Here is a 24,748-nt window from a genome sequence, read left to right as displayed (position 1 = left end):
CCGGGCCCGCGGCACAGTGAGCCGACATGACAAGGGGGAAGCGGCGATGACGGCCGAGCTGGTGCGGGGGCAGAACCACCCGCTGTCCGGTACCCGACTGGAGATCCGGGTCTCGGCGGGCCAACCGGTGGTGGCGGGCGCGACGCTCGGCGACGCGGACGGCAGGGTCCCCGGCGCCGAGTGGGTCGCGCACCCCGCCTCGCCGCGGCTCCCGGGCCTGGAGGTGTCCCGGCAGGCCGCCGCCGAGCACCGGCTGGCCGCCGACCTGGAGGCCCTCCCCGAGGGCGCCCACCGGGTCAACGTGCTGCTCGCCCTGCCGTCCGGCGCGGGCGCCGCGGCGCGCTTCGGCGCGATGGCGGCCCCGTTCCTGGCGGTCACCGGCGTCGACGGCGCGGAGGTCGTCAGCTACACCATCACCGACCTGGGCGCCGAGTCGGCGGTGGTCGCCCTGGAGCTGTACCGCCGGCAGGGCGCGTGGAAGGTGCGCGCCGTCGGCCAGGGGTACGCGGACGGCCTGGCCGCGATGCTGCACGACCAGGGGCTGCCCGGTGCGGTCGAGATGGCGGCGAGCATCGAGGAGGCCGTCGCGCGGGGCATGGCCCAGGCGGTCGCCGTGCCGCCCGCGCAGCGCGCCGGGGGCGAGAGCGCGGCCCACCGGGGCGGCGCGGCGGCGGACGCCCGTACGGTGGCCGGTCCGGCCGGCCACGGCCAGGACGCCGCGCAGGGGCCCGTGCCGGGCGACTCCGTGGCGGCCGCGTCGCAGTCCTCGGCCGGTGACGGCCCGATCAGCTACCGGCACCCCGGCCGGCGGACCTCCACGCCTCCCGACCCGGCCCCCGTCGCCGCGCCCGCCGAGCCCGGGCAGCCGCCCCGGCCGGTCGCGGGCGACGCCACGGGCTGGACGATGGACGAGCGGCTCTACAACCAGGTCTGGGGCATGTTCGAGGACCTGGCCCGGACGACCGCCGCCTACCGCAGTGCGGTCGACTTCGCGGAGTCGCGCCTGGAGCAGGAGCTGGACCGGGTGCTGTCCGACCCGGCCACCCGCGTCGGCCCCGCCGCCGACGCGGTCCGCCAGGAGGCGCGGGCCAAGCAGGCGCAGCTGGTGGACCAGGCGCGGGCCGCGCTCGACCGGGACCTGACCCAGCTCGCCGCCGAGGCCGAGGTCGTCGAGCACGCCCTGCCGCCCGCCTTCGCGCGCTGGGACAGCCCCGTCTGGCAGGGCTACCAGGTGCCGCTGGAGAGGCCCATGGCGCTGCGGCTGGGAGACCTGCATCTGCCGGAGCGCAAGGACCTGCGCATCCCCATGCTGGTGCGGCTGCCGCTGGAGCGCGGGCTGTGGGTCGACGCGGGGCGCTCCCAGGGCGGTGTCGAGGCCGGTCTGCTGGATTCGTCCGAGGTGCGCAGGCTCGCGATGGACTGCGCGGTCGCCCACGCCGTGCGGCTCCTGGCCGTCCACCCCGTGGGCGACTACTCGGTGCACGTCATCGACCCCGCCGGCACGGCCGGGGCCGCGCTGGCCCCGCTGCTGGAGTACGGGGCGCTGCGCGAGCCGCCGGCGGCCGGGGCGCGCGGGGTCACCGAGGCGCTGGCGCGGCTGACGCGGCGCGTGGACCTGGTGCAGATGGCGGTCCGCAGCGGTGCGCTGGACTCGCTTCCGGCGGACCTCGACACCTCCGAGCAGCTGCTGATCGTCAACGACTTCCCGCACGGCTTCGACGACCGCGCCGTCACGCAGCTGCGCTATCTGGCGGACGAGGGGCCGTCCGTGGGCGTGCACCTGCTGATGGTCGCCGACCGGGAGGACGCACGGGCCTACGGGCCGGTCCTGGACCCGCTGTGGCGCTCCCTGCTGCGGATCACGCCGGTGCCCGACGACCACCTCGCCGACCCGTGGGTGGGGCACGCGTGGACGTACGAGCCCCCGTCGGTGCCCGTGGGCAGCGATGTGATGCGGCAGGTGCTGTGGCAGGTCGGCCAGGCACGGAAGGCGTACGGCATCTGACGCGACGACACGCCGTCTGAGCTGGGGTTTTGGGTTTCTCTTTACTGTCCCTTGGGTGTTCCTGTACTGTTCTGGGAACTGCCGTACGCCCGTACGACGTACCGGAGGAACAGTGGACGTCTCCCTGACCCTGTGGGTCCTGACCATCCTCGGTCTGTGCGCCCTCGTGGCCGCCGACTTCTTCATCGGGGGCCGCAAGCCGCACGAGGTCTCCCTCAAGGAGGCCGGTATCTGGACGGCGGTCTGGGTCGCCCTGGCCGGGCTCTTCGGGCTAGGGCTCCTGGTCTTCGGCGGCGGACAGCCGGCCGGCGAGTTCTTCGCGGGCTTCATCACCGAGAAGTCGCTGAGCGTCGACAACCTCTTCGTGTTCGTCCTGATCATGGCGAAGTTCGCGGTGCCGTCGGTGTACCAGCAGCGGGTGCTCATGGTCGGCGTGCTCATAGCCCTGGTCCTGCGGGCCGGCTTCATCGGCGCGGGCGCGGCGATCATCGCCAACTTCTCCTGGGTCTTCTACATCTTCGGCGCCTTCCTCATCTGGACGGCGTGGAAGCTCATCCAGGAGGCGCGGGCGGACGAGGAGGAAGAGGAGTTCGAGGAGAACCGCTTTCTCAAGCTGGTGGAGCGGCGCTTCCCCTCCACCGACCGGTACCACGGCACCAAGCTGTTCATCACCGAGAACGGCAAGCGGCTGATGACCCCGATGCTGATCGTCATGCTGGCGATCGGCACCACGGACGTGCTGTTCGCGCTCGACTCCATACCGGCGATCTTCGGCCTCACCCAGGACCCGTACATCGTCTTCACCGCCAACGCCTTCGCGCTCATGGGCCTGCGGCAGCTGTACTTCCTCATCGGCGGCCTGCTGAAGAAGCTGGTCCACCTCTCGTACGGCCTGTCGGTCATCCTCGGATTCATCGGCGTCAAGCTCGTCCTGCACGCCCTGCACGAGGGCGGCGTCGGGGTTCCCGAGATCAGCATCCCGGTCTCGCTCGGCGTCATCTGCGCGGTGCTGGTCGTCACGACCGTCACCAGCCTGCGGGCCTCCGCCAAGCAGGCACGGGCCGAGGCGGCCGAGGCGGCCGTCGCGGAGGCCGGTGCGGTGGAGGGCGAGCGGGAGAGCGCCCGCGTCTGACGGGCGGGCGCTCCCTCCGGCTCAGGCGGGCGCCGCGTCGGGGGCCGCCCCCACCGCGACCCTGGGGCGCGTCTCGGGCAGCAGCAGGAAGCAGGCCAGGCTGACCAGGGCGATGCCGGTCAGATAGACGGCGACCCCCCAGGGCGGCCCGTCGCCCCGGGCTGAGGCGGTCGCGACGAGCGGGGTGAGGGCGCCGCCCAGTACGCCCGCCAGGTTGTAGCCGACGGCCGCTCCCGTGCAGCGCACCCTGGCGTCGTAGAGCTCGGGCAGATAGGCGCCGACGACGCCGAACGCGGTCATGAAGGACAGCATCGCGACGACGAAGCCCAGCACCATCAGGGCAGGCCGGCCCGTGCGCAACAGACCGATCAGCGGAAACATCCACAGCGCGACGGCGGTGCAGCCGACCAGGCACATCGGGCGGCGCCCGAAGCGGTCGCCCAGCACGGCGGCCAGGGGAGCGGCCGCGCCCGAGACGGCCACCGCCACCATGATGCAGCCGAGCATGACCGTGCGGTCGATGCCGAGCTGTTCGGTGCCGTAGGCCAGGGACCAGGTGGTGACCGTGTAGAAGACGGAGTAGCCCATGGACAGCCCGCCGGCGGTGAGCAGGACGAGCCGCCAGTGACCGCGTACGACTTCGGCGAAGGGCCGCGAGGAGCGGGTGTCGTTCGCGGTCAGTTCGCGGAAGTCCGGTGTCTCGGTGAGCTGGGCGCGCAGCAGGAGTCCGACGGCCGCCAGGACGCCCGCCGCCCAGAACGGCACGCGCCAGCCCCAGGACAGGAACTGGGCGTCGGTGAGGGTGGTCGACAGGGTCAGGGTGATGCCGTTGGCGAGCAGGAAGCCCAGCGTCGGGCCGATCTGGGGGATGCTCGCCCACAGCGCGCGGCGGTGGGCGGGTGCGTGCTCGGCCGTCAGCAGGACGGCGCCGCCCCACTCGCCGCCCACCCCCAGGCCCTGCAGGAAGCGCAGGAGGAGCAGCAGGACGGGGGCGGCGATGCCGATGTCCTTGTAGGTGGGCACGAGGCCGACCGTGACGGTCGCGATGCCCGTCAGCAGCAGGGAGGAGATGAGCACCGGGCGGCGGCCGAGCCGGTCGCCGATGTGGCCGAAGAGCACGGATCCCAGCGGGCGGGCGATGAAGCCGATGCCGAAGGTGCCGAAGGCGGCCAGGGTGCCGAGGAGGGGGGAGACGGTGGGGAAGAACAGCGGGCCCAGGACGAGGGCGGCCGCGGTGCCGTAGGCGAAGAAGTCGTAGAACTCGATGGCGGTGCCGGCCATGGAGGCGGCCGCCAGGCGGAACATGGCCGGGGAACGGTCACGATGCATGTACTGCCCAACTTCCGGGTGGCCCACAGGAAACGGGGCGCTCGGAAGTGCTGCCGGGGGCGCAAAGGAATCGCGCCTTCCGCCTGCTGTGCGGAAGGCGCGCTACCCCTTGTCGTGCCGGGAGGTCACCAGCCGCGCTCGCGCCACTCCGCGAGGTGCGGGCGCTCGGTGCCCAGGGTGGTGTCGTTGCCGTGGCCCGGGTAGACCCAGGTCTCGTCCGACAGCGTGCCGAAGATCTTGGTCTCGACGTCGTCGATGAGGCTGGCGAAGGCCTTGGGGTCGTCGTGGGTGTTGCCGACGCCGCCGGGGAAGAGGCAGTCGCCGGTGAAGACGTGGGCGTGGCCGTGCGGGTCGTCGTAGACGAGCGCGATGCTGCCCGGGGTGTGGCCGACCAGATGGCGGGCCGTCAGCTCCACCCGGCCGACGCGGATGATGTCCCCGTCGTCGACGAGCACGTCCGTGGGCACCGGGATGCCGTCGGCGTCCTCGCGCCCCGCGTAGGTGCGGGCGCCGGTGGCGTCCACCACCTCGCGCAGCGCGCCCCAGTGGTCGGGGTGCTGATGGGTGGTCACCACGGAGGTGATGCCGCTGTCGCCGACCAGGGTGAGCAGCGTGTGCGGCTCTGCGGCGGCGTCGATCAGCAGCTGCTCGTCCGTGGTCCGGCAACGCAGCAGATACGCGTTGTTGTTCATCGGACCGACCGCGACCTTCGAGATCATCAGATCGGCCAACTCGTGTACGTCCGCAGGTCCGCCGACCTCTACCGCTCCGCTGTACGTCATGGGGATCACCCTATAGCGGGGGCAGAACGGGGAGCGGAGCGCCACCCGTTTCGAGTTCCGGGCCGCCCTGCCGGCCGGCGAGCCAGCACATCAGGGCGGCGGCGGTGCCGGTGACGGCCAGGGGCTCGCCCTCCGTGCGGCCGGTGCTCCAGGTGCCGCCGTCGGTCGCGGTGAGGCGGAGGGCGGGGACGTCGGGGTGGCCGGAGAAGCGTTCGGTGAGGAACTCGATCTCGCGCGCGGTGAATTCGGCGGGCAGGTCCGCCGGCTCGTAGCCGATGCGGAGGTCGACGTGGTGCAGTTCCACCTCGACGAGGCGGCGGAAGGGGACGCGGGCGGCGACGTCGGTCACGCCGTTGCGCAGGGTGACCGTGCGGGTCCAGTCGGCGGGCGCGTCGGTGGCCTGCCGGAAGCGGGCGGCGCTTTCGCGCAGGTCGGCGAGGTGCGCGTCGAGCGGGCGGGAGGCGTCGCGCTCGATGTCGGCGTCGCGGGCCTCGGCGCTCGCGTACATGGGGCGGCCCTCGAGCACGTTCACGAGGGCGTCCGCGTTGCGGGCGAGGTGGGCCAGGAGGTGGCCGCGGGTCCAGCCGGGAAGCCGTGACGGCCCGGCGACCGCCGCGTTGTCCAGTTCGCCGACCGCGTCGAGCAGCCGGTCGGTCGCCTCACGTACCGCGGTCAGGTCGTGCACATGATCAATCATGCCGCCGACGATAGTCCGGTGACTCCTTCGGGTGAAGGAGGTGGATCCCGCCCGTAAATCGAATGTGCGTGCTATATGGTCGGGAGGGTCATCGCTTACTGCATCCGTGTGAACCGGGCTTTGTCAGAGGCCCCCCGTACTCTGGATCGAGGGGCACGGCGCACCCCGCAGCTCCCCCCAGAGCCGACTCTCAAGAAAGGTGCCGACCGGCGTGGCAGACCGTCTCATCGTCCGTGGCGCTCGCGAGCACAACCTCAAGAACGTCTCGCTCGACCTCCCGCGTGACTCCCTCATCGTTTTCACCGGGCTTTCGGGGTCGGGCAAGTCCTCCCTCGCGTTCGACACGATCTTCGCCGAGGGGCAGCGCCGCTACGTCGAGTCGCTCTCCTCCTACGCACGGCAGTTCCTCGGGCAGATGGACAAGCCCGACGTGGACTTCATCGAGGGCCTGTCCCCGGCCGTCTCCATCGACCAGAAGTCGACCTCGCGCAACCCGCGCTCGACGGTCGGCACGATCACCGAGGTCTACGACTACCTCCGCCTCCTCTTCGCCCGCATCGGCAAGCCGCACTGCCCCGAGTGCGCGCGGCCCATCACCCGCCAGTCGCCGCAGGCCATCGTGGACCGGGTGCTGGAGCTGCCGGAGGGCAGCCGCTTCCAGGTGCTCTCCCCGCTGGTGCGCGAGCGCAAGGGCGAGTTCGTCGATCTCTTCTCCGACCTGCAGACCAAGGGCTACAGCCGGGCCCGGGTCGACGGCGAGACCATCCAGCTCTCCGACCCGCCCAAGCTGAAGAAGCAGGAGAAGCACACCATCGAGGTGGTCGTCGACCGCCTCACCGTCAAGGAAAGCGCCAAGCGCCGGCTCACCGACTCGGTCGAGACCGCGCTCGGCCTGTCCGGCGGCATGGTGATCCTCGACTTCGTCGACCTCGCCGAGGACGACCCCGAGCGCGAGCGGATGTTCTCCGAGCACCTCTACTGCCCGTACGACGATCTGTCCTTCGAGGAGCTCGAGCCGCGCTCCTTCTCCTTCAACTCGCCCTTCGGTGCCTGCCCCGACTGCACCGGCATCGGCTCGCGCATGGAGGTCGACCCCGATCTGATCGTCCCCGACGAGGACAAGTCCCTCGACGAGGGCGCGATCAACCCCTGGTCGCACGGTCACACCAAGGACTACTTCAACCGCCTCGTCGGCGCCCTCGCCGACGAGCTCGGCTTCCGCACGGACATCCCCTGGGCCGGCCTCCCGCAGCGCGCCAAGAAGGCGCTGCTCAACGGCCACCGCACCCAGATCGAGGTGCGCTACCGCAACCGCTACGGGCGCGAGCGCGCGTACACCACGGCCTTCGAGGGCGCGGTCCCGTTCGTCAAGCGGCGCCACTCCGAGGCCGAGAGCGACTCCAGCCGCGAGCGCTTCGAGGGCTACATGCGCGAGGTGCCCTGCCCCACGTGCGAGGGCACGCGGCTCAAGCCGATCGTCCTGGCGGTCACGGTCCAGGGCCGCTCCATCGCGGAGGTCTCCGCGATGTCGATCAACGAGTGCGCCGACTTCCTGCGGGACATGAAGCTCACCGGGCGCGAGAAGAAGATCGCCGAGCGGGTGCTCAAGGAGGTCAACGAACGCCTGAGGTTCCTCGTCGACGTCGGCCTGGACTACCTCTCGCTCAACCGCGCCGCCGGCACGCTCTCCGGCGGTGAGGCGCAGCGCATCCGCCTCGCCACGCAGATCGGCTCCGGCCTCGTCGGCGTGCTCTACGTCCTGGACGAGCCGTCCATCGGCCTGCACCAGCGCGACAACCACCGCCTGATCGAGACGCTCGTGCGCCTGCGCGACATGGGCAACACCCTGATCGTCGTCGAGCACGACGAGGACACCATCAAGGTCGCCGACTGGGTCGTCGACATCGGCCCCGGCGCCGGTGAGCACGGCGGCAAGGTCGTCCACAGCGGTCCCCTCAAGGAGCTGCTGAAGACCGAGGCGTCGATGACCGGGCAGTACCTGTCCGGCAAGCGCTCCATCCCCACCCCCGAGATCCGCCGGCCCGTCGACGGTTCGCGCCGCCTGACCGTGCGCGGGGCCCGGGAGAACAACCTGCGCGACATCGACGTGTCCTTCCCGCTCGGGGTGCTCACGGCCGTCACCGGTGTCTCCGGTTCCGGTAAGTCGACGCTGGTCAACGACATCCTCTACACCCACCTGGCGCGCGAGCTGAACGGCGCCCGGGCCGTTCCCGGCCGGCACACGCGCGTGGACGGCGACGACCTGGTCGACAAGGTCGTCCACGTCGACCAGTCGCCCATCGGCCGTACGCCGCGCTCCAACCCGGCCACGTACACCGGTGTCTTCGATCATGTCCGCAAGCTCTTCGCGGAGACGATGGAGGCGAAGGTCCGCGGCTATCTGCCGGGCCGCTTCTCCTTCAACGTCAAGGGCGGCCGCTGCGAGAACTGCTCCGGCGACGGCACGATCAAGATCGAGATGAACTTCCTGCCGGACGTGTACGTGCCGTGCGAGGTCTGCCATGGTGCGCGCTACAACCGGGAGACCCTGGAGGTCCACTACAAGGGCAAGTCCATCGCCGAGGTCCTGGACATGCCCATCGAGGAGGCGCTCGGCTTCTTCGAGGCGGTGCCCACGATCGCGCGTCACCTGCGCACGCTCCACGACGTGGGTCTGGGCTACGTACGGCTCGGGCAGTCCGCGCCGACCCTCTCCGGTGGCGAGGCGCAGCGCGTGAAGCTCGCGAGCGAGCTGCAGAAGCGGTCGACGGGGCGGACGGTGTACGTCCTCGACGAGCCGACGACCGGTCTGCACTTCGAGGACATCAGCAAGCTGATCTCCGTGCTGTCGGGGCTGGTCGACAAGGGCAACACCGTGATCGTCATCGAGCACAACCTCGATGTGATCAAGACTGCCGACTGGGTCGTCGACATGGGCCCCGAGGGCGGTGCGGGCGGTGGCCTCGTCGTCGCCGAGGGCACGCCGGAGGAGGTCGCGTCGGTGCCGGCCAGCCACACGGGCAAGTTCCTGCGCGACATGCTGGGTGACCGCGTCAGCGACGCGGCCGCGTCGCCCGCGCCGTCGGCGCGGAAGACCGCGAAGCGGGCGCCGGCGAAGAAGACGGTTGCCGCAGTGGCGGCGGGGGCCGCGAAGAAGACGGTCTCGGCGCGGGCCAAGGGGGCGGGGGCGGCCAAGAAGACGGCCACGGCTGCCGCGGCGAAGAAGACCGCCACGGCGGCGAAGAAGACCGCCACGGCGGCGAAGAAGACCGCCACGGCGGCCAAGAAGGGGACGGCGGCCAAGGCCCGGAAGGCCTGAGCCGGTCCGGTGCGCGTCGGCGCCCGGCTGCGGAGGGTTCGGCACCGCCGGACTCCGCCGTCGGGCGCCTCGCCGTCGCGGCGGGAAGGGCTCTGGCCCTACACCCCCACCTCCGCCGCGAACGGGGGCTGCGCTCCCGCTCGGGAGCAGGTCGTGGCCGCCGCGTGGGCCGCGAAGGTGAGGGTGTCCTGCCAGGTGGGGGCATCCAGGGTGGCCAGGGCGTCGGGGGAGAGGGCGGTCAGGCGGGACAGGCGGTGCAGGAGGGCGGCGTTCACGGTGTCGCCCGCGCCGATCGTGTCCACGACGTCCACCCGTCGTGCCGGGACGGTGTACGTCCGCCCCTCCCGCGTGTGGACGGACAGGCCCTCCTCGCCCCCGGTCACGACGACGGCGGCAGGGCCTGACGCCAGCCAGTCGGTGACCTCGCCGCCCAGCCACCGGGCGTCCTCCGCCGACAGCTTCAGCAAGGTCACGTCCGGCAGCCACGAGAGGAAGCGCCGGCGGTACGCGGCGGCGTCCCCGATGATCTCCGGACGGATGTTGGGGTCGAGCAGGGTGAACACCCCGCGCCGGGCCTCGCGTCGCAGCAGCGCCTCGTACGCGCTCGCACCCGGCTCCAGCACCAGGGAGCACGTGCCCAGGCACAGCGCCTCGGTGCCGTCCGGCAGCGCCTCCGGCAGTGCGAAGAGACGGTCTGCCGTGCCGCCCGCGTAGAAGCCGTAGCCCGCCGAGCCGTCCGCGCCGATGGCCGCCACCGCCAGCGTCGTGGGCTCCGGGCCGCGCTGCACCAGGGAGAGGTCGACGCCCGCGACCCGCAGGCCGCCCAGCAGCGCCTCGCCGAAGCCGTCCGCCGACACCCTGGAGCAGAAGGCGGTGGGCGTGCCCAGCCGGCCCAGCGCGAGGGCAGTGTTGTAGGGGCCGCCGCCGCACCGCGGCAGCAGTGCCGGCAGGCCGCCGTCGCCCCCGGGGCCGTCGGGCACGAGGTCGATCAGGGCTTCTCCGGCGACGACGATCATGGGGTGGAGTCCTCTCGGTAAGCGGAGCAACCAGTGCCGGTATTGTCGCTGTGTCGCATCGCCGCCCTTCCCCGTTGGAGCCCCCATGTCCAGCCCCACCCCTTCGCCGGCGTCCCGCCGCACCGTGCTGCGCGGAGCCGCCCTGGCCGGTGCCGCAGGGCTCGGCGTCACCGCCTGCTCCGGCGGTACGGGCGGCCCCAAGGGACCCGCGGTGCCGACCGCGCCCGTGGACCTCGGGGCGGTCGGCGAGGTCCCCGTCGGCGGGGCCCGGCTCTACCGCGAGCAGCGGCTGGTCGTCTCGCAGCCCGCGGCGGGGGAGTACAAGGCGTTCAGCGCGGTGTGCACGCACGCCGGCTGCGTCGCCGACAAGGTCGAGGACGGCAAGGTCAGCTGCCCCTGCCACGGCAGCACGTTCGACGCGACCACCGGCAAGGTCCTCCAGGGCCCGGCGAGCGTGGCCCTGCCGGCCGTTCCCGTCAAGGCGGACGGCGGCAAGCTGATCGCGGGTCCGGAGGCCTGAGCCGCGCGGGAGGCGCGCCTACGCCCAGTCCCAGGCGATCCCCAGGATCCCCGGCCGCACCCCCTGCTCCACCAGGTGCACCCCCCGGTGGCGCCCCGCCAGCGTCAGCTCCTGCTGCCCGCCGCGCGGCGCGCCCGCCGACGCCTGGGTGAAGCGGCGGCAGCGGACCGGCAGCGCGGCGTCGTCGAAGCGCACCTGCAGCACGTACTGCCCGCCCGCGAAGCTGAAGCCCCGCACGTACTCGCTGCTCGTACCGCCCGTACCGTCGTCGAAGCCGTAGCGGAAGACATGGGTCTCCCCGGCGCGCAGCCGGGTGTCGAAGAGGAGCTCGGCGACGAGCACGCCGGCCGCGGTGTGCCACCGCACCCGGCCCACCCGGCAGTTCTCGGTGGCCCGCACGGCCACCTGCCCGGGGTCGCAGCCCGGGTCGCCGTGGTGAATGGCCACATAGCGGTCCACCCCGTCGCGGTGCGCCCGCACCACATGGTGCGAGTCGCGGGCGCGCAGCTCACGGTGCGCGCCGATCAGCACCCGCTCCAGCTGGCAGACGGTGTGCAGGCCGCCGTCCTCCGGCGACTCCAGATCGGCCAGCAGCCGCCCCAGGACCCGGGACTCCTCCACCAGCGAGCGGTACGAGCGCGCGGCCGGCCGGTCCGGGGCCGTCCGCGCGGGGGGCTCCGCGAGTAACCGGGTCAGGGCGTGCGCGGGCAGGTCCAGGACGTCCTCCAGCACCCGCACCGCCCGGAGCGACTCGGGACGGCAGGGCCGCCGGGCGCCCTGCTGCCAGTAACTCAGGCTCGTCACACCGACCTTCACCCCGCGCTGCGCCAGCCGGTGCTGCACCCGGTGCAGGGCGAGCCCGCGCGCCGACAACGCCATGCGCAACGCCAGGTGGAACGGGCCCGTGCGCAGTGCCTGCGCCAGTTCGGCCTCGGCGGCGCGTGGGGTGCTGCGTGCCATCCGCTCGCTCCTTCGTGATGCTCCGCGCCGAGCTCCCTCTGCCGCCCCCCCCCCGTGCGGCGCCCGCGGCGAAGGCCGTGCAAAGCCCTGTGTGAATGTGAACGTTCACCTATGCCGTCGGGGGCTCCGGTGGCCGGGAGCGTCGCATTCCTCCTGGACGGGCACCCGCCGTTCACATCCGATTCGATCTGTTCACACCGTGGCCCCACGCGGTATTGAAGCCGGTTGACCAGTTCCCGACAACACCCGATGCTCCCCACACGCGTCCGGATGCGCTCCTCCACCACCAACCCCCCGCCACGGGAGGAACGCCACATGACCCGTGCTTCGGCATCGGCACACAGAGAGAAGTCCCGCATACGCGGCAGACGGCTGTCCCTGGCCGCCCTCGTCGCCTGCGCCCTGCTCGTCGTCCCCACAACGGCGAACGCGGCGACCGGCGAACAGGCCGCCGTGCGTGCGACGAACAAGCTCAACATCAGCATGCAGGCCCAGGAGAAGACGAACTGGTGCTGGGCGGCGTCCGGCAACACCATCGCCACCTGGATGGGCCGCAAGTACAGCCAGAACCAGTTCTGCAACGCCGCGTTCAACCGGACACAGGGCACCACCTGCCCCAACAACCAGGCCACGCTGGGCAATGTGCAGAACGCCCTCGCCTGGGCCGGCATCAACCAGGGCTCGTACGTCAGCGGCTGGCTGCGCTACGCGACCGTCAAGGCCGAGATCGACGCGGGCCGCCCCGTGGAGACCCGCATCGGATGGCAGTCCGGCGGCGGCCACATGCACGTCATCTACGGGTACGACGACTCGAACAGCATGGTCTACTGGGGCGATCCCTGGCCCTCCAGCAACCGCTACAACTGGGCGGCGCACAGCTGGTACGTCGACAACAACCAGTTCTCCTGGACCCACTCGCTCTACCGGATCGGGGCGTGAGGGCCATGACGCACCACGACCACTCGCGCTCGCGCCGGAGCGCGGCCCGCGCCGCCGCCGCCGGCGCCCTGACCGCCGCGCTGCTCGGCCTCGCCCCGCTCGCGCACGCCGCGCCGCCGCCCCTCCCCGCCCCGCCGCCGGCGGCCGGGGTCGCCGAGGCCCACGACGCGGCGACGGCACCCGCCACGCTCACCACCCTCTCGCGCTTCTTCGCCCGCGACGGCGCCCTCACCACGGCTCACGCACGGCCGAGGATCGAGGGCGCGACGGTGCCCGTCTACACGCTCGCGCCGGAGTTCGTGGCGGGCAGGGACGGGGCCGCCATCGCCTCGTTCGACTTCCTCGCCAGCGCGGCGGTGGCGGCCGACGGGCAGAAGGCCTCGGTGTGGACCGCCCGCACCGGGGACGGCTGGAAGGTCGTCAACATCGCCACCGGTGACGACGAGACACGCTACGCGGCCGAAGGGGCGCGCACGCTGGAGGGCGGGACCGTCTTCCGCGAGCCGCAGATCAACGCCTGGTACGTGCAGCGGGGCGAGAAGATCCTGCCGCTCGACGAGGACGCCGTCCGCGCGATCGGCAAGCAGGGCACCACCGTCGACGCCTACCGCACCCGCGTGCACCAGGCCTACGGCGACAAGCTGCCCGGCTCCTCCTATGCGAAGAAGGGCACGGCCGGCGGCTTCGAGGAGAGCGCACCGAACGGCGGGAGCCCCGCCGCAGGGGAGGCCGGCGCGGACCGGACGGCGACCGCGGCGCCACGCGGCGACGCCGGCTCGCCGGCCGCGGCCTCCCTCGCGACGGCGGGAGGGGCGACGGCCCTGGCCCTCGGCCTGGGCACCGTGGCGGTGCGCAGGCTGAGGCGCCGCTGACCGGCCGGGCCACCCCCCCCGTGAGGGCCCCCGGGCCCTGAGCGGGACCCGGCGGTCCGCCCCTTCGCCGCGGCCCCGGCAGCCACCACTGCCGGGGCCGCGGTGCGCCTTACGGCCCCGGGCCCGTACCGGCCGCCGGACGACGGATTGTCACTGCCCGCAAGTAGGGTGTGTGACATGGCCGACCCCAGCAGCTACCGACCCAAGCCGGGACAGATCCCCGACTCGCCCGGGGTCTACAGGTTCCGTGACGAGCACGGCCGGGTGATCTACGTCGGGAAGGCGAAGAGCCTGCGCCAGAGGCTCTCCTCGTACTTCCAGGACCTCGCCGGTCTGCACCCGCGCACGCGGACGATGGTCACCACGGCCGCGTCCGTGGAGTGGACCGTGGTCTCCACCGAGGTCGAGGCGCTCCAGCTCGAGTACTCCTGGATCAAGGAGTACGACCCGCGCTTCAACGTGAAGTACCGCGACGACAAGAGCTACCCCTCCCTCGCGGTCACGCTGGGCGAGGAGTTCCCCCGCGTCCAGGTCATGCGCGGCCCCAAGAAGAAGGGCGTGCGCTACTTCGGCCCGTACGCCCATGCCTGGGCCATCCGCGAGACGGTCGACCTGATGCTGCGGGTCTTCCCCGTACGGACCTGCTCGGCCGGGGTGTTCAAGCGCTCCGCCCAGATAGGCCGCCCCTGCCTGCTCGGCTACATCGGCAAGTGCTCCGCCCCCTGCGTCGGCCGCGTCAGCGCCGAGGAGCACCGCGAACTGGCCGAGGAATTCTGCGACTTCATGGCCGGGCGTACGGGCGCGTACATCCGCCGTTTGGAACAGCGGATGCATGATGCCGCCGAAGAGATGGAGTACGAGAAGGCGGCCCGGCTGCGGGACGACATAGAGGCGCTCCGACGTGCCATGGAGAAGAACGCCGTCGTCCTCGCCGACGCCACCGACGCCGACCTGATCGCGGTCGCCGAGGACGAACTCGAAGCGGCCGTGCAGATCTTCCACGTCCGCGGCGGGCGCGTGCGCGGCCAGCGCGGCTGGGTGACGGACAAGGTCGAGGCCGTCGACACCGCGGGCCTCGTCGAGCACGCCCTCCAGCAGCTCTACGGCGAGGAGAGCGGCGACGCCGTCCCCAAGGAGGTCCTCGTCCCCGCCCTGCCCGCCCCGGCCGAGCCCGTCGCCCAGTGGCTGGCCGCGCGCCGCGGCTCCCGCGTCGACCTGCGCATCCCGCAGCGCGGCGACAAGAAGGACCTCATGGCCACGGTCCAGCGCAACGCCCAGCAGGCGCTCGTGCTGCACAAGACCAAGCGCGCCTCCGACCTCACGACCCGCTCCCGGGCCCTGGAGGAGATCAGCGAAGCCCTCGGCCTGGACTCGGCGCCGCTGCGCGTGGAGTGCTTCGACATCTCCCATCTGCAGGGCCAGGACGTGGTGGCGTCCATGGTGGTCTTCGAGGACGGCCTCGCCCGCAAGAGCGAGTACCGCCGCTTCCAGATCAAAGGCTTCGCGGGGCAGGACGACGTCCGCTCCATGCACGAGGTGGTCAGCCGCCGCTTCCGGCGCTACCTGCAGGAGAAGATGAAGACGGGGGAGTGGGGCGAGGAGGCCCCCGGCGGCGAGATAGAGGAGCCGCTCCCGGAGGACGACGGCAAGCCCAAGCGCTTCGCCTACCCGCCGCAGCTGGTCGTGGTCGACGGAGGAAAGCCGCAGGTCATGGCCGCCAAGCGGGCCCTGGACGAGCTCGGCGTCACCGATGTGGCCGTCTGCGGCCTCGCCAAGCGGCTGGAGGAGGTCTGGCTGCCGGACGAGGACGACCCGGTGGTCCTGCCGCGCACCAGCGAGGGCCTGTACTTCCTGCAGCGGGTCCGTGACGAGGCGCACCGCTTCGCCATCTCCTACCAGCGCAGCAAGCGCGCCAAGAGCTTCAAGGCCGGACCGCTCGACGCGGTCCCCGGCCTCGGCGAGACCCGCAAGCAGGCGCTCCTCAAGCACTTCGGCTCGCTCAAGCGGCTGCGCGCCGCCACGGTCGAGCAGATCTGCGAGACGCCCGGCATCGGCCGCAAGACGGCCGAGACCATCGCCGCGGCGCTCGCCGGGGCGGCGCCCCCGGCTCCGGCCGTCAACACGGCGACGGGCGAGATCATGGACGACGCGGAGGAATGATGGACCTGGCCGCACAGGACGGCTCCCGCGGACGGCGCACGGACCGGCGCCGCCCGCGGCCCGGGCCGTGGGCCCGGGAAAGCCGCAGTATGGAAGAGAGGACGGCGCCGAAGGCGTCGTCGGCAGAACGGGGGAAGACGGCATGAACGTGACCGACCGGGACGGAGCAAAGGTGAGTACGGGCACGACGACGGCGGCGGACGCGACCGGCGAGGCGGCGGGCATCCCCGAGCTGGTGATCATCTCCGGCATGTCGGGGGCGGGCCGCAGCACCGCCGCCAAGTGTCTGGAGGACCTCGGCTGGTTCGTCGTGGACAACCTGCCGCCCGCACTGATCCCCACCATGGTGGACCTCGGCGCCCGCTCCCAGGGCAACGTGGCGCGCATCGCCGTGGTCGTGGACGTACGCGGCCGGCGGTTCTTCGACAACCTCCGCGAGTCCCTCGCGGACCTCGCCGCGAAGAAGGTCAAGCGACGGGTGATCTTCCTGGAGGCGTCCGACGACGCCCTGGTGCGCCGCTTCGAGTCGGTGCGCCGCCCGCACCCCCTGCAGGGCTCCGGGCGCATCGTCGACGGCATCGCCGCCGAGCGCGACCTGCTGCGCGAGCTGCGGGGCGACGCCGACCTCGTCATCGACACCTCCAGCCTCAACGTCCACGAGCTGCGCGCCAAGATGGACGCCCAGTTCGCGGGCGAGGAGGAGCCGGAGCTGCGCGCCACCGTCATGTCCTTCGGCTACAAGTACGGCCTGCCCGTCGACGCCGACCTCGTCGTGGACTGCCGCTTCCTGCCCAACCCGCACTGGGTGCCGGAGCTGCGTCCCTTCACGGGCCTGAACGAGGAGGTCTCGGGCTACGTCTTCAACCAGCCCGGCGCCAAGGAGTTCCTCGACCGCTACACCGAGCTCCTGCAGCTCATCGCCGCCGGCTACCGCCGCGAGGGCAAGCGCTACGTGACGATCGCGGTCGGCTGCACCGGCGGCAAGCACCGCTCCGTCGCCATGTCCGAGAAGCTCGCCCACCGTCTCGTCTCGGAGGGTGTCGAGACCGTCGTCGTCCACCGGGACATGGGGCGCGAGTGACCGGCCGCACCTCCCGCATGCGCCGCGTCGGCAGACTGGTCCCGAGCCGCCGCCGCAGTGGCGCCGAGGGCCGTCCCGCCCGCGGCGCGCAGCCCAAGGTCGTCGCCCTCGGCGGCGGCCACGGGCTGTCCGCCTCCCTCGCCGCGCTGCGCCGGATCACCGGCGACCTGACGGCCGTCGTCACCGTCGCCGACGACGGCGGCTCCAGCGGCCGGCTCCGCGACGAGCTGGGCGTGCTGCCCCCGGGCGACCTGCGCAAGGCCCTGGCGGCGCTGTGCGGCGACGACGACTGGGGCCAGACCTGGGCGCGCGTGATCAAGCACCGCTTCGAGAGCCGGGGCGAGCTGCACGGCCACGCCGTCGGCAATCTCCTCATCGTCGCCCTCTGGGAGCAGCTGGGCGACCATGTGCAGGCCCTGGACCTGGTCGGCAAGCTGCTGGGCGCGCACGGCCGGGTGCTGCCCATGTCGGCGGTCCCGCTGGAGCTCCAGGCGCTGGTACGCGGCCACGACCCGGCCGCCCCCGACGAGGTGACCACCGTGCGCGGCCAGGCCACCGTGGCGCTCACCCCCGGCGAGGTGCAGTCCGTGCACGTCGTCCCGGAGGACCCGCCGGCGGTGCCCGAGGCCGTGGAGGCGGTGCTGGACGCGGACTGGGTCGTGCTCGGCCCGGGCTCCTGGTTCTCCTCCGTCATCCCGCACCTGCTGGTGCCCGAGCTGCTGCAGGCGCTGCAGGAGACCAAGGCCCGCCGGGTGCTGTCGTTGAACCTCGCACCACAGCCGGGGGAAACCGATGGCTTCTCCCCGCAGCGTCATTTGGAGGTTTTGGCCCGACACGCCCCTAAACTCGCCCTGGACGTGGTGCTGGCCGACGAGGCCGCCGTGCCCGACCGGGACAGCCTCGCCGATGCCGCCAAGCGGCTCGGGGCAACGGTCGAGCTGGCGCCGGTCGCCTCGCCCGACGGCTGCCCGACGCATGACCCGGAGCTGTTGGCCGCCGCGTACGACCGTATTTTTCGGATGCATGGAAGGATCGGCCCATGGCGATGACGGCAGCGGTGAAGGACGAAATCTCCCGGCTTCCCGTCACCCGGACCTGCTGCCGGAAAGCGGAGGTCTCGGCGATCCTGCGGTTCGCGGGCGGGCTGCACCTGGTCAGCGGGCGCATCGTGATCGAGGCGGAGCTGGACACCGGTATCGCCGCCCGGCGGCTGCGCAAGGACATCCTCGAGATCTTCGGACACGCCTCCGACCTGGTGGTGATGGCCCCCGGCGGGCTGCGCCGCGGCAGCCGGTACGTGGTGCGGGTGGTGGCGGGCGGTGACCAGCTGGCGCGCCAGACCGGACTGGTCGACGGCCGCGGCCGTCCGATCCGCGGGCTGCCCCCGCAGGTCGTCTCCGGTGCCACCTGTGACGCGGAGGCCGCCTGGCGGGGCGCCTTCCTGGCCCACGGCTCGCTCACCGAGCCCGGCCGCTCCTCCTCCCTGGAGGTGACCTGCCCCGGCCCCGAGGCGGCGCTGGCTCTGGTCGGCGCGGCCCGCAGACTGCAGATCGCCGCCAAGGCCCGGGAGGTGCGCGGAGTGGACCGCGTGGTCGTCCGGGACGGTGATGCGATCGGCGCGCTGTTGACGCGGCTCGGCGCCCATGAGTCCGTCCTGGCCTGGGAGGAGCGGCGGATGCGCCGCGAGGTGCGGGCGACCGCCAACCGCCTGGCCAACTTCGACGACGCCAACCTGCGCCGCTCGGCGCGGGCCGCCGTCGCCGCGGGCGCGCGCGTCCAGCGGGCGCTGGAGATCCTCGGCGAGGAGGTGCCCGAGCACCTGGCCGCCGCCGGACGGCTGCGCATGGAGCACAAGCAGGCCTCCCTGGAGGAGCTGGGCGCCCTGGCCGATCCGCCGCTGACCAAGGACGCCGTCGCCGGCCGGATCCGCCGCCTGCTGGCCATGGCCGACAAGCGCGCCCAGGACCTGGGCATCCCCGGCACCGAGTCCAACCTCTCCGACCTCTCGGACCTGTCCGAGGAGATGGCCGAGGGCATGGTCGGCTGAGCCCGGCGCCGCGCCCCGTCCGTTCCCGTTCGCCCCTGTCGCCCGTGAAGGCGGCGGGGGCGTCGTGCTGCGGGGAGGGGCGCAAAACGCACCGTTGACATGATCATGCAGCGTCACCAGCCTGGCGTGCATCCACTGACGTGACAGGCAATGGCAAGGGGGGCTCATGAGACACAAGGCGAGAAAGACATACACGGGCGCCGTGGTGGCTTCGCTGTTACTCGGCGGGCTCGCCGCGGCACCCTTCGCCCAGGCGCTACCCGCCACGGGCGCCGCGCGGGCACAGGCCGGCCCGGACACGATGTCCGTATGGACCGCGGACGTCACCTCCGCGCAGGTCCCGCTCCTGCTCGCGGCCGGCGTCGACGGCCACGAGCTGGGCGAGCGCATAGCCGACGGCAAGAAGGCACCCGTCGAGCTCCACCTCACCGCACCACAGGCCGACGAGCTGCGCCGGCAGGGCGTCGACCTCACCGAGAAGCGCGTCTCCCCACGCGTCCGCGAGAACCTCAAGGCCCAGGGCGACGGCGTCTTCCGCCCGTACAGCGGAAAGAACGGCCTGCGGCAGGAGATCACCGACACCGCTCGCACCCACCCCGCTCTCACCAAGGTCGTCAGCATCGGCAAGACCGTGCGCGGCCAGGACATCCTCGCCCTCAAGCTCTCGAAGAACGCGGCGAAGAGCCCCGACGGCGCCAAGCCCGCCGTGCTCTACATGTCCAACCAGCACGCCCGCGAGTGGATCACCCCGGAGATGACCCGGCGGCTGATGCACCACTACCTCGACCGCTACGGCAAGGACGAGCGGATCACCCGGATCGTGGACCGGACCGAGCTGTGGTTCGTGCTCTCCGCCAACCCCGACGGCTACGACTTCACCTTCGAGAGCCCCGCCAACCGGCTGTGGCGCAAGAACCTGCGGGACAACAACGGCGACGGGAAGATCACCCCCGGCGACGGCGTCGACCTCAACCGCAACTACGCCTACAAGTGGGGCTACGACAACGAGGGTTCCTCCCCACGGCCGGCCTCCGAGACCTACCGCGGCCCCAGTGCCTCCTCCGAGCCGGAGACCAAGGCCCTGGACGCCTTCGAGAAGCGCCACCGCTTCACCTACGCCGTCAACTACCACTCCGCCGCCGAACTCCTGCTCTACGGGGTCGGCTGGCAGGTCGCCACCCCCACCCCCGACGACGTCCTCTACAAGGCCCTCGCCGGCACCCCGGAGAAGTCCGCGATCCCCGGCTACCACCCGCAGCTCTCCTCCGAGCTCTACACCACCAACGGCGAGGCGGACGGCCACGCGGCCAACGCCAACGGCACGATGATGTTCACGCCGGAGATGTCGACCTGCCAGACCGTCTCCCGGATCGACCCCGACGACCGCTGGAATCCGGCCGACTGCCAGTCCCACTTCAACTTCCCCGACGACGAGAAGCTGATCCAGCAGGAGTTCACCAAGAACATCCCCTTCGCCCTGTCCGTCGCCGAGACCGCCACCCGCGGCGACCGCCCCGCCTCCGCCGTCGGCCTCGACGCCCCCGACTTCACCCCGCACGCCTTCACCACCTCCTACGCCCGCGGCAAGGCCCAGACCGTCGCCGTCACCGCCCGCAAGAGCGTCCGCGACAAGCGCCTCAACTACCGCGTCGACGGCGGACGCACGCACACCGGGGAACTGCGCGCCTGGGACGGCGGGGACCGCTACGGCGGCGAGGACAACATCCGCTTCGACCAGTACCGCGCGGCCGTCGAAGGAGCCCGGCCCGGCTCCACCGTCAGCGTCTGGTTCACCGGCCGCACCGCCGAGGGCAAGCGGACCGCCAGCGAGCCCTTCACCTACACCGTGGCCAGGACACCGCGCGCCGACACCCTGATCATCGCCGACGAGGGCGGCACGACGCCGGCACGCGACGCGGGCGTCTACGCCAAGGCCCTGGCCGACAACGGCCGCGGCAGCGCCGTCTGGGACGTCGCCGAGAAGGGCGCTCCCGCGGCCCTGGGCGTCCTCTCGCACTTCGACACGGTCCTGTGGTACTCCGGCACCTCCCGCCCCGACGGCGCCACCCTGCTGGCCGTACGCGACTTCGTCAACGAGGGCGGCAAGCTGATCACCGCCGGAGTGAAGGCGGGCGGCAGCTCGCGGGTCGGCCCGGCCGACACCGACGACTTCGCCCAGTACTACCTCGGCGCGGGTGCCCGCACCCAGTACGCCCGGGCCGCGCGCTTCACCGGCGCCGGCGAGCTCACGGGCACCACGGCCGCCCTCGGCGCCGGAGGGGGACCGCTGCCGCTCGCCGGGGCCTACAGCCCGGTCTCCGACCAGCTGCCGCCCGACGCCTTCCCGCAGTTCCGCAGCGCCGCGGCCGGCGCGTACGGCCCGATGGTCACACAGGGTGACGGGCCGGGGGAGCGCGCCGCCCGCGCCACGGCGGCCGTCACCACCCGCGACACCGTCCTGCTGGGCTTCGGTCTTGAACACGTGTCCGACCCCCGCGAGCGGGCCGGGCTGGTCGGCGCCGCGCTGCGCGCCATCGGCGGCTGACCTGCAGTTGAGCGCCTTCGAGCACGGCTGAGCACGGTTTGAGAACCCCGCCGCCAATGTCACGTACCTCCCCTGTTAGAGGTAGGGTCGGTGGTGGTCGGGGACATCCCATACAGCCCGCCGGCGGACAGTCCGGCACACCAACGAGGAGATCGGTTCGTGACGATCCGCGTAGGCATCAACGGCTTTGGCCGTATCGGTCGTAACTACTTCCGCGCGCTCCTGGAGCAGGGTGCGGACATCGAGATCGTCGGTGTCAACGACCTGACCGACAATGCCACCCTGGTGCACCTGCTGAAGTACGACACCATCCTGGGTCGTCTGAAGCAGGAGGTCAGCCACACCGACGATTCGATCACCGTCGGCAACCAGACGTTCAAGACGATGGCCGAGCGCGACCCGGCCGCCCTCCCGTGGGGCGAGCTCGGCGCCGACATCGTCATCGAGTCCACCGGTATCTTCACCAAGCGCGAGGACGCGGCCAAGCACCTGGCCGCCGGCGCGAAGAAGGTCCTCATCTCGGCCCCGGCCAAGAACGAGGACATCACCATCGTGATGGGCGTCAACCACGACAAGTACGACGCGGCCAACCACCACGTCATCTCCAACGCCTCCTGCACCACCAACTGCGTGGCGCCGATGGCGAAGGTCCTCGACGAGAGCTTCGGCATCGTCAAGGGCATGATGACCACGGTCCACGCGTACACCAACGACCAGCGCATCCTGGACTTCCCGCACTCCGACCTGCGTCGCGCCCGCGCCGCCGCGGAGAACATCATCCCGACCTCGACGGGTGCCGCGAAGGCCACCGCCCTGGTCCTGCCGCAGCTGAAGGGCAAGCTGGACGGCATCGCCATGCGCGTCCCGGTCCCCACCGGCTCGGTCACCGACCTGGTCCTCGAGCTCGACCGCGAGACCAGCAAGGAAGAGATCAACGCCGCCTTCCAGAAGGCCGCCGAGGGTCAGCTCAAGGGCATCCTCGAGTACACCGAGGACGCGATCGTCTCCTCGGACATCGTCAACTGGCCGGCCTCCTGCACCTTCGACTCCTCCCTGACCATGGTCCAGGGCAAGCAGGTCAAGGTCGTCGGCTGGTACGACAACGAGTGGGGCTACTCCAACCGCCTGGTGGACCTGACCGTCTTCGTCGGGGGCCAGCTCTGATCGCTGCCTGACGCGACTGGCATAGTTCGCAGGCAACGGATGTAGGGGACGGGGCTCGTGCGACGCGATGGAGCGTCGTACGAGCCCCGTTCCATGACACTCACGGACTCCCCCGGCCACCGCTGGGAGGGGCCCCCAACCGGAGTCACTGCATGAAGACGATCGACGAACTCATCCAGGGCGGAGTCGCGGGCAAGCGGGTCTTCGTCCGCGCCGACCTCAACGTGCCCCTCGAAGGCACCACCATCACCGACGACGGCCGCATCCGTGCCGTCGCCCCGACGATCGCCAAGCTCGCCGAGGCGGGCGCCAAGGTGATCGTCGCCTCCCACCTGGGCCGTCCCAAGGGCGCCCCCGACCCCCAGTTCTCCCTCGCCCCGGCCGCGAAGCGGCTCGGCGAGATCCTGGGCAAGAACGTCTCGTTCGCCACCGACACGGTCGGCGACAGCGCGAAGGCCACCGTTGCCGCACTGGCGAACGGCGAGGTCACGCTGCTGGAGAACCTCCGTTTCAACGCGGGCGAGACGAGCAAGGACGACGCCGAGCGCGGCGCCTTCGCCGACGCCCTCGCGTCGCTGGCCGACGTCTACGTGGGCGACGGCTTCGGCGCGGTGCACCGCAAGCACGCCTCGGTCTACGACCTCCCGGCGCGCCTGCCGCACGCCGCGGGCGACCTCATCGCCACCGAGGTCGGCGTCCTGAAGAAGCTCACCGACGAGGTCCAGCGGCCCTACGTCGTCGTCCTGGGCGGCGCCAAGGTCTCCGACAAGCTGGGTGTCATCGACAACCTGCTGGAGAAGGCCGACCGCATCCTCATCGGCGGCGGCATGTCGTACACCTTCCTCAAGGCCAAGGGCCACGAGGTCGGCATCTCGCTGCTGCAGGAGGACCAGATCCCGGTCTGCCTGGAGTACCTGGCGCGTGCCGAGAAGCGCGGCGTGGAGTTCGTCCTCCCCGTCGACGTCCTGGTCTCCGCCGACTTCCCGGACCTGAAGACCAAGGCCCCGGCCAACCCCGAGCTCGTCGCCTCGGACGCCATCCCGGCGGACAAGGAGGGCCTGGACATCGGCCCGAAGACCCGCGAGCTCTACGCCTCGAAGCTCGCCGACGCCGGCACCGTCTTCTGGAACGGCCCGATGGGCGTCTTCGAGCACCCCGACTACGCCAACGGCACCAAGGCCGTTGCCCAGGCCCTGCTGGACTGCGACGGCTTCACCGTCGTGGGTGGTGGCGACTCGGCCGCGGCCGTGCGCATCCTGGGCTTCGACGAGAACCGTTTCGGCCACATCTCGACCGGTGGCGGCGCCAGCCTCGAGTACCTCGAGGGCAAGACGCTCCCCGGCCTCGCCGCACTGGAGGACTGAACCACTGTGAGTGCACGCACCCCGCTGATGGCGGGCAACTGGAAGATGAACCTCAACCACCTCGAGGCCATCGCACACGTCCAGAAGCTCGCCTTCGCGCTCGCCGACAAGGACTACGAGGGCACCGAGGTCGCCGTCCTGGCGCCCTTCACCGACCTGCGCTCGGTGCAGACCCTGGTCGACGGCGACAAGCTGAAGATCAAGTACGGCGCCCAGGACCTCTCGGCGTACGACTCCGGCGCGTACACCGGTGAGATCTCCGGCGCGATGCTCGCCAAGCTCAAGTGCACCTACGTGGCCGTCGGCCACTCCGAGCGCCGCCAGTACCACGGCGAGTCGGACGAGGTCTGCAACGCCAAGGTCAAGGCCGCCTTCCGCCACGGCATCACCCCGATCCTCTGCGTGGGCGAGGGCCTGGACGTCCGCAAGGCCGGCAACCAGGTCGCGCACACCCTCGCGCAGGTCGACGGCGCCCTGAAGGACATCCCGGCCGAGCAGGCCGAGACGATCGTCATCGCCTACGAGCCCGTCTGGGCGATCGGCACCGGCGAGGTGGCCACTCCCGAGGACGCCCAGGAGGTCTGCGGTGCGATCCGCGCCCGCCTGGTCGAGCTCTACAGCCAGGAGCTGGCCGAGAAGGTCCGCATCCAGTACGGCGGCTCCGTGAAGGCCGGCAACATCGCCGCGATCATGGCGCAGCCCGACGTCGACGGCGCCCTGGTGGGCGGCGCGGCGCTGGACGCCGAGGAGTTCGTCAAGATCGTTCGCTTCCGCGACCAGTAGACGATCAGCAGCAGCTATGACGACGGGTGCTCC

General features: G+C 71.9%; 18 protein-coding genes and 1 pseudogene. 14 read left to right on the top strand and 5 right to left on the bottom strand.

The genetic code is table 11. The features are described 5' to 3' along the window. Nucleotides 1-46: 46 nt before the first annotated feature. Together ACIGXW_RS00610 and ACIGXW_RS00605 are read left to right on the top strand one after the other, a co-directional pair. The gene (locus ACIGXW_RS00610; protein WP_399568451.1) at nt 47-2,005 is read left to right on the top strand and encodes a TerD family protein; all 1,959 of its coding nucleotides are present in this window, start codon (nt 47-49) and stop codon (nt 2,003-2,005) included. A 112-nt stretch (nt 2,006-2,117) separates the two neighbouring features. Then, nucleotides 2,118-3,137, top strand: coding sequence for a TerC family protein (locus tag ACIGXW_RS00605; protein WP_071961669.1), 1,020 nt, complete (start codon nt 2,118-2,120; stop codon nt 3,135-3,137). A gap of 21 nt (nt 3,138-3,158) precedes the next feature. Here ACIGXW_RS00605 and ACIGXW_RS00600 read toward each other — a convergent pair whose 3' ends face one another. From ACIGXW_RS00600 to ACIGXW_RS00590, 3 genes are all read right to left on the bottom strand, one after another. Continuing rightward, on the bottom strand, nt 3,159-4,466 hold the full coding sequence (locus ACIGXW_RS00600) for an MFS transporter (RefSeq protein WP_399568449.1): 1,308 nt from the start codon (nt 4,464-4,466) through the stop codon (nt 3,159-3,161). Nucleotides 4,467-4,591: 125 nt separating this feature from the next. Then, nucleotides 4,592-5,248, bottom strand: coding sequence for an MBL fold metallo-hydrolase (locus ACIGXW_RS00595; RefSeq protein ID WP_071961670.1), 657 nt, complete (start codon nt 5,246-5,248; stop codon nt 4,592-4,594). Between the two features lie 10 nt (nt 5,249-5,258). Then, entirely contained in the window at nt 5,259-5,945 is a 687-nt protein-coding gene (locus ACIGXW_RS00590) for a maleylpyruvate isomerase family mycothiol-dependent enzyme (RefSeq protein ID WP_399568447.1), read from the bottom strand. 211 nt (nt 5,946-6,156) lie between these two features. Here ACIGXW_RS00590 and uvrA point away from each other — a divergent pair, with 211 nt between their 5' ends. Beyond that, nucleotides 6,157-9,264 carry an excinuclease ABC subunit UvrA gene (gene uvrA / locus ACIGXW_RS00585; protein WP_399568444.1) on the top strand — a complete coding sequence of 1,036 codons (3,108 nt, stop codon included), beginning with the start codon at nt 6,157-6,159 and terminating at the stop codon, nt 9,262-9,264. 98 nt (nt 9,265-9,362) lie between these two features. On the opposite strand, the gene ACIGXW_RS00580 is transcribed toward uvrA, so the two are convergent. Next, nucleotides 9,363-10,280, bottom strand: a complete 918-nt coding sequence (locus ACIGXW_RS00580) for a carbohydrate kinase (protein WP_399568442.1) — start codon at nt 10,278-10,280, stop codon at nt 9,363-9,365. 85 nt (nt 10,281-10,365) lie between these two features. Between ACIGXW_RS00580 and ACIGXW_RS00575 the strand changes: the two genes are divergently transcribed. Next, nucleotides 10,366-10,800: a Rieske (2Fe-2S) protein gene (locus ACIGXW_RS00575; protein WP_399568439.1), complete on the top strand. Its 435-nt coding sequence runs from the start codon at nt 10,366-10,368 to the stop codon at nt 10,798-10,800. A gap of 18 nt (nt 10,801-10,818) precedes the next feature. On the opposite strand, the gene ACIGXW_RS00570 is transcribed toward ACIGXW_RS00575, so the two are convergent. Beyond that, nucleotides 10,819-11,760, bottom strand: a complete 942-nt coding sequence (locus ACIGXW_RS00570) for a hypothetical protein (protein ID WP_399568437.1) — start codon at nt 11,758-11,760, stop codon at nt 10,819-10,821. A gap of 315 nt (nt 11,761-12,075) precedes the next feature. Here ACIGXW_RS00570 and ACIGXW_RS00565 point away from each other — a divergent pair, with 315 nt between their 5' ends. The 10 genes and pseudogenes from ACIGXW_RS00565 (at nt 12,076) to tpiA (ending at nt 24,715) form a co-directional block, all read left to right on the top strand. Beyond that, entirely contained in the window at nt 12,076-12,699 is a 624-nt protein-coding gene (locus tag ACIGXW_RS00565) for a papain-like cysteine protease family protein (RefSeq protein WP_399568434.1), read from the top strand. Nucleotides 12,700-12,704: 5 nt separating this feature from the next. After that, the gene (locus tag ACIGXW_RS00560; protein WP_399570750.1) at nt 12,705-13,571 is read left to right on the top strand and encodes a hypothetical protein; all 867 of its coding nucleotides are present in this window, start codon (nt 12,705-12,707) and stop codon (nt 13,569-13,571) included. A 177-nt stretch (nt 13,572-13,748) separates the two neighbouring features. Beyond that, nucleotides 13,749-15,731, top strand: coding sequence for an excinuclease ABC subunit UvrC (gene uvrC, locus ACIGXW_RS00555; RefSeq protein ID WP_399568432.1), 1,983 nt, complete (start codon nt 13,749-13,751; stop codon nt 15,729-15,731). Between the two features lie 142 nt (nt 15,732-15,873). Continuing rightward, nucleotides 15,874-16,812 (top strand): RNase adapter RapZ, encoded by a 939-nt coding sequence (gene rapZ / locus ACIGXW_RS00550; protein WP_071964482.1) that lies wholly within the window; start codon nt 15,874-15,876, stop codon nt 16,810-16,812. Next, a complete protein-coding gene (gene yvcK / locus ACIGXW_RS00545; RefSeq protein ID WP_399568430.1) occupies nt 16,809-17,861 on the top strand; it encodes a uridine diphosphate-N-acetylglucosamine-binding protein YvcK in 1,053 nt (350 codons plus the stop codon). The genes rapZ and yvcK overlap by 4 nt, the downstream gene beginning before the upstream one ends. Beyond that, nucleotides 17,852-18,859, top strand: coding sequence for a DNA-binding protein WhiA (gene whiA / locus ACIGXW_RS00540; protein WP_071964484.1), 1,008 nt, complete (start codon nt 17,852-17,854; stop codon nt 18,857-18,859). Before yvcK ends, whiA begins: the two co-directional genes overlap by 10 nt. 166 nt (nt 18,860-19,025) lie before the next feature. Then, nucleotides 19,026-21,311: pseudogene (locus ACIGXW_RS00535) on the top strand (M14 family metallopeptidase); the annotation flags it as partial. A gap of 252 nt (nt 21,312-21,563) precedes the next feature. Then, the gene (gene gap / locus ACIGXW_RS00530; RefSeq protein ID WP_071964485.1) at nt 21,564-22,568 is read left to right on the top strand and encodes a type I glyceraldehyde-3-phosphate dehydrogenase; all 1,005 of its coding nucleotides are present in this window, start codon (nt 21,564-21,566) and stop codon (nt 22,566-22,568) included. A 152-nt stretch (nt 22,569-22,720) separates the two neighbouring features. Next, nucleotides 22,721-23,932: a phosphoglycerate kinase gene (locus ACIGXW_RS00525; protein WP_071964486.1), complete on the top strand. Its 1,212-nt coding sequence runs from the start codon at nt 22,721-22,723 to the stop codon at nt 23,930-23,932. A gap of 6 nt (nt 23,933-23,938) precedes the next feature. Further along, nucleotides 23,939-24,715 carry a triose-phosphate isomerase gene (tpiA, locus tag ACIGXW_RS00520; protein WP_399568428.1) on the top strand — a complete coding sequence of 259 codons (777 nt, stop codon included), beginning with the start codon at nt 23,939-23,941 and terminating at the stop codon, nt 24,713-24,715. Nucleotides 24,716-24,748 lie beyond the last annotated feature (33 nt).

The organism is Streptomyces sp. NPDC053079, assembly GCF_044546695.1.
Lineage (GTDB): Bacteria > Actinomycetota > Actinomycetes > Streptomycetales > Streptomycetaceae > Streptomyces.
The sequence above is the reverse complement of the archived record's forward strand: the minus strand, read 5'-3'. Positions and strand labels throughout refer to the sequence as shown.

What these genes read in the sequence shown, in the direction of transcription:
- rapZ (WP_071964482.1), top strand. Translation starts at nt 15,874, where the DNA reads ATGAACGTGACCGACCGGGACGGAGCAAAGGTGAGTACGGGCACGACG.
- ACIGXW_RS00580 (WP_399568442.1), bottom strand. Translation starts at nt 10,280, where the DNA reads ATGATCGTCGTCGCCGGAGAAGCCCTGATCGACCTCGTGCCCGACGGC.
- ACIGXW_RS00600 (WP_399568449.1), bottom strand. Translation starts at nt 4,466, where the DNA reads ATGCATCGTGACCGTTCCCCGGCCATGTTCCGCCTGGCGGCCGCCTCC.
- ACIGXW_RS00525 (WP_071964486.1), top strand. Translation starts at nt 22,721, where the DNA reads ATGAAGACGATCGACGAACTCATCCAGGGCGGAGTCGCGGGCAAGCGG.
- ACIGXW_RS00575 (WP_399568439.1), top strand. Translation starts at nt 10,366, where the DNA reads ATGTCCAGCCCCACCCCTTCGCCGGCGTCCCGCCGCACCGTGCTGCGC.
- uvrC (WP_399568432.1), top strand. Translation starts at nt 13,749, where the DNA reads ATGGCCGACCCCAGCAGCTACCGACCCAAGCCGGGACAGATCCCCGAC.
- ACIGXW_RS00560 (WP_399570750.1), top strand. Translation starts at nt 12,705, where the DNA reads ATGACGCACCACGACCACTCGCGCTCGCGCCGGAGCGCGGCCCGCGCC.
- ACIGXW_RS00610 (WP_399568451.1), top strand. Translation starts at nt 47, where the DNA reads ATGACGGCCGAGCTGGTGCGGGGGCAGAACCACCCGCTGTCCGGTACC.
- whiA (WP_071964484.1), top strand. Translation starts at nt 17,852, where the DNA reads ATGGCGATGACGGCAGCGGTGAAGGACGAAATCTCCCGGCTTCCCGTC.
- ACIGXW_RS00595 (WP_071961670.1), bottom strand. Translation starts at nt 5,248, where the DNA reads ATGACGTACAGCGGAGCGGTAGAGGTCGGCGGACCTGCGGACGTACAC.
- ACIGXW_RS00590 (WP_399568447.1), bottom strand. Translation starts at nt 5,945, where the DNA reads ATGATTGATCATGTGCACGACCTGACCGCGGTACGTGAGGCGACCGAC.
- ACIGXW_RS00570 (WP_399568437.1), bottom strand. Translation starts at nt 11,760, where the DNA reads ATGGCACGCAGCACCCCACGCGCCGCCGAGGCCGAACTGGCGCAGGCA.
- ACIGXW_RS00565 (WP_399568434.1), top strand. Translation starts at nt 12,076, where the DNA reads ATGACCCGTGCTTCGGCATCGGCACACAGAGAGAAGTCCCGCATACGC.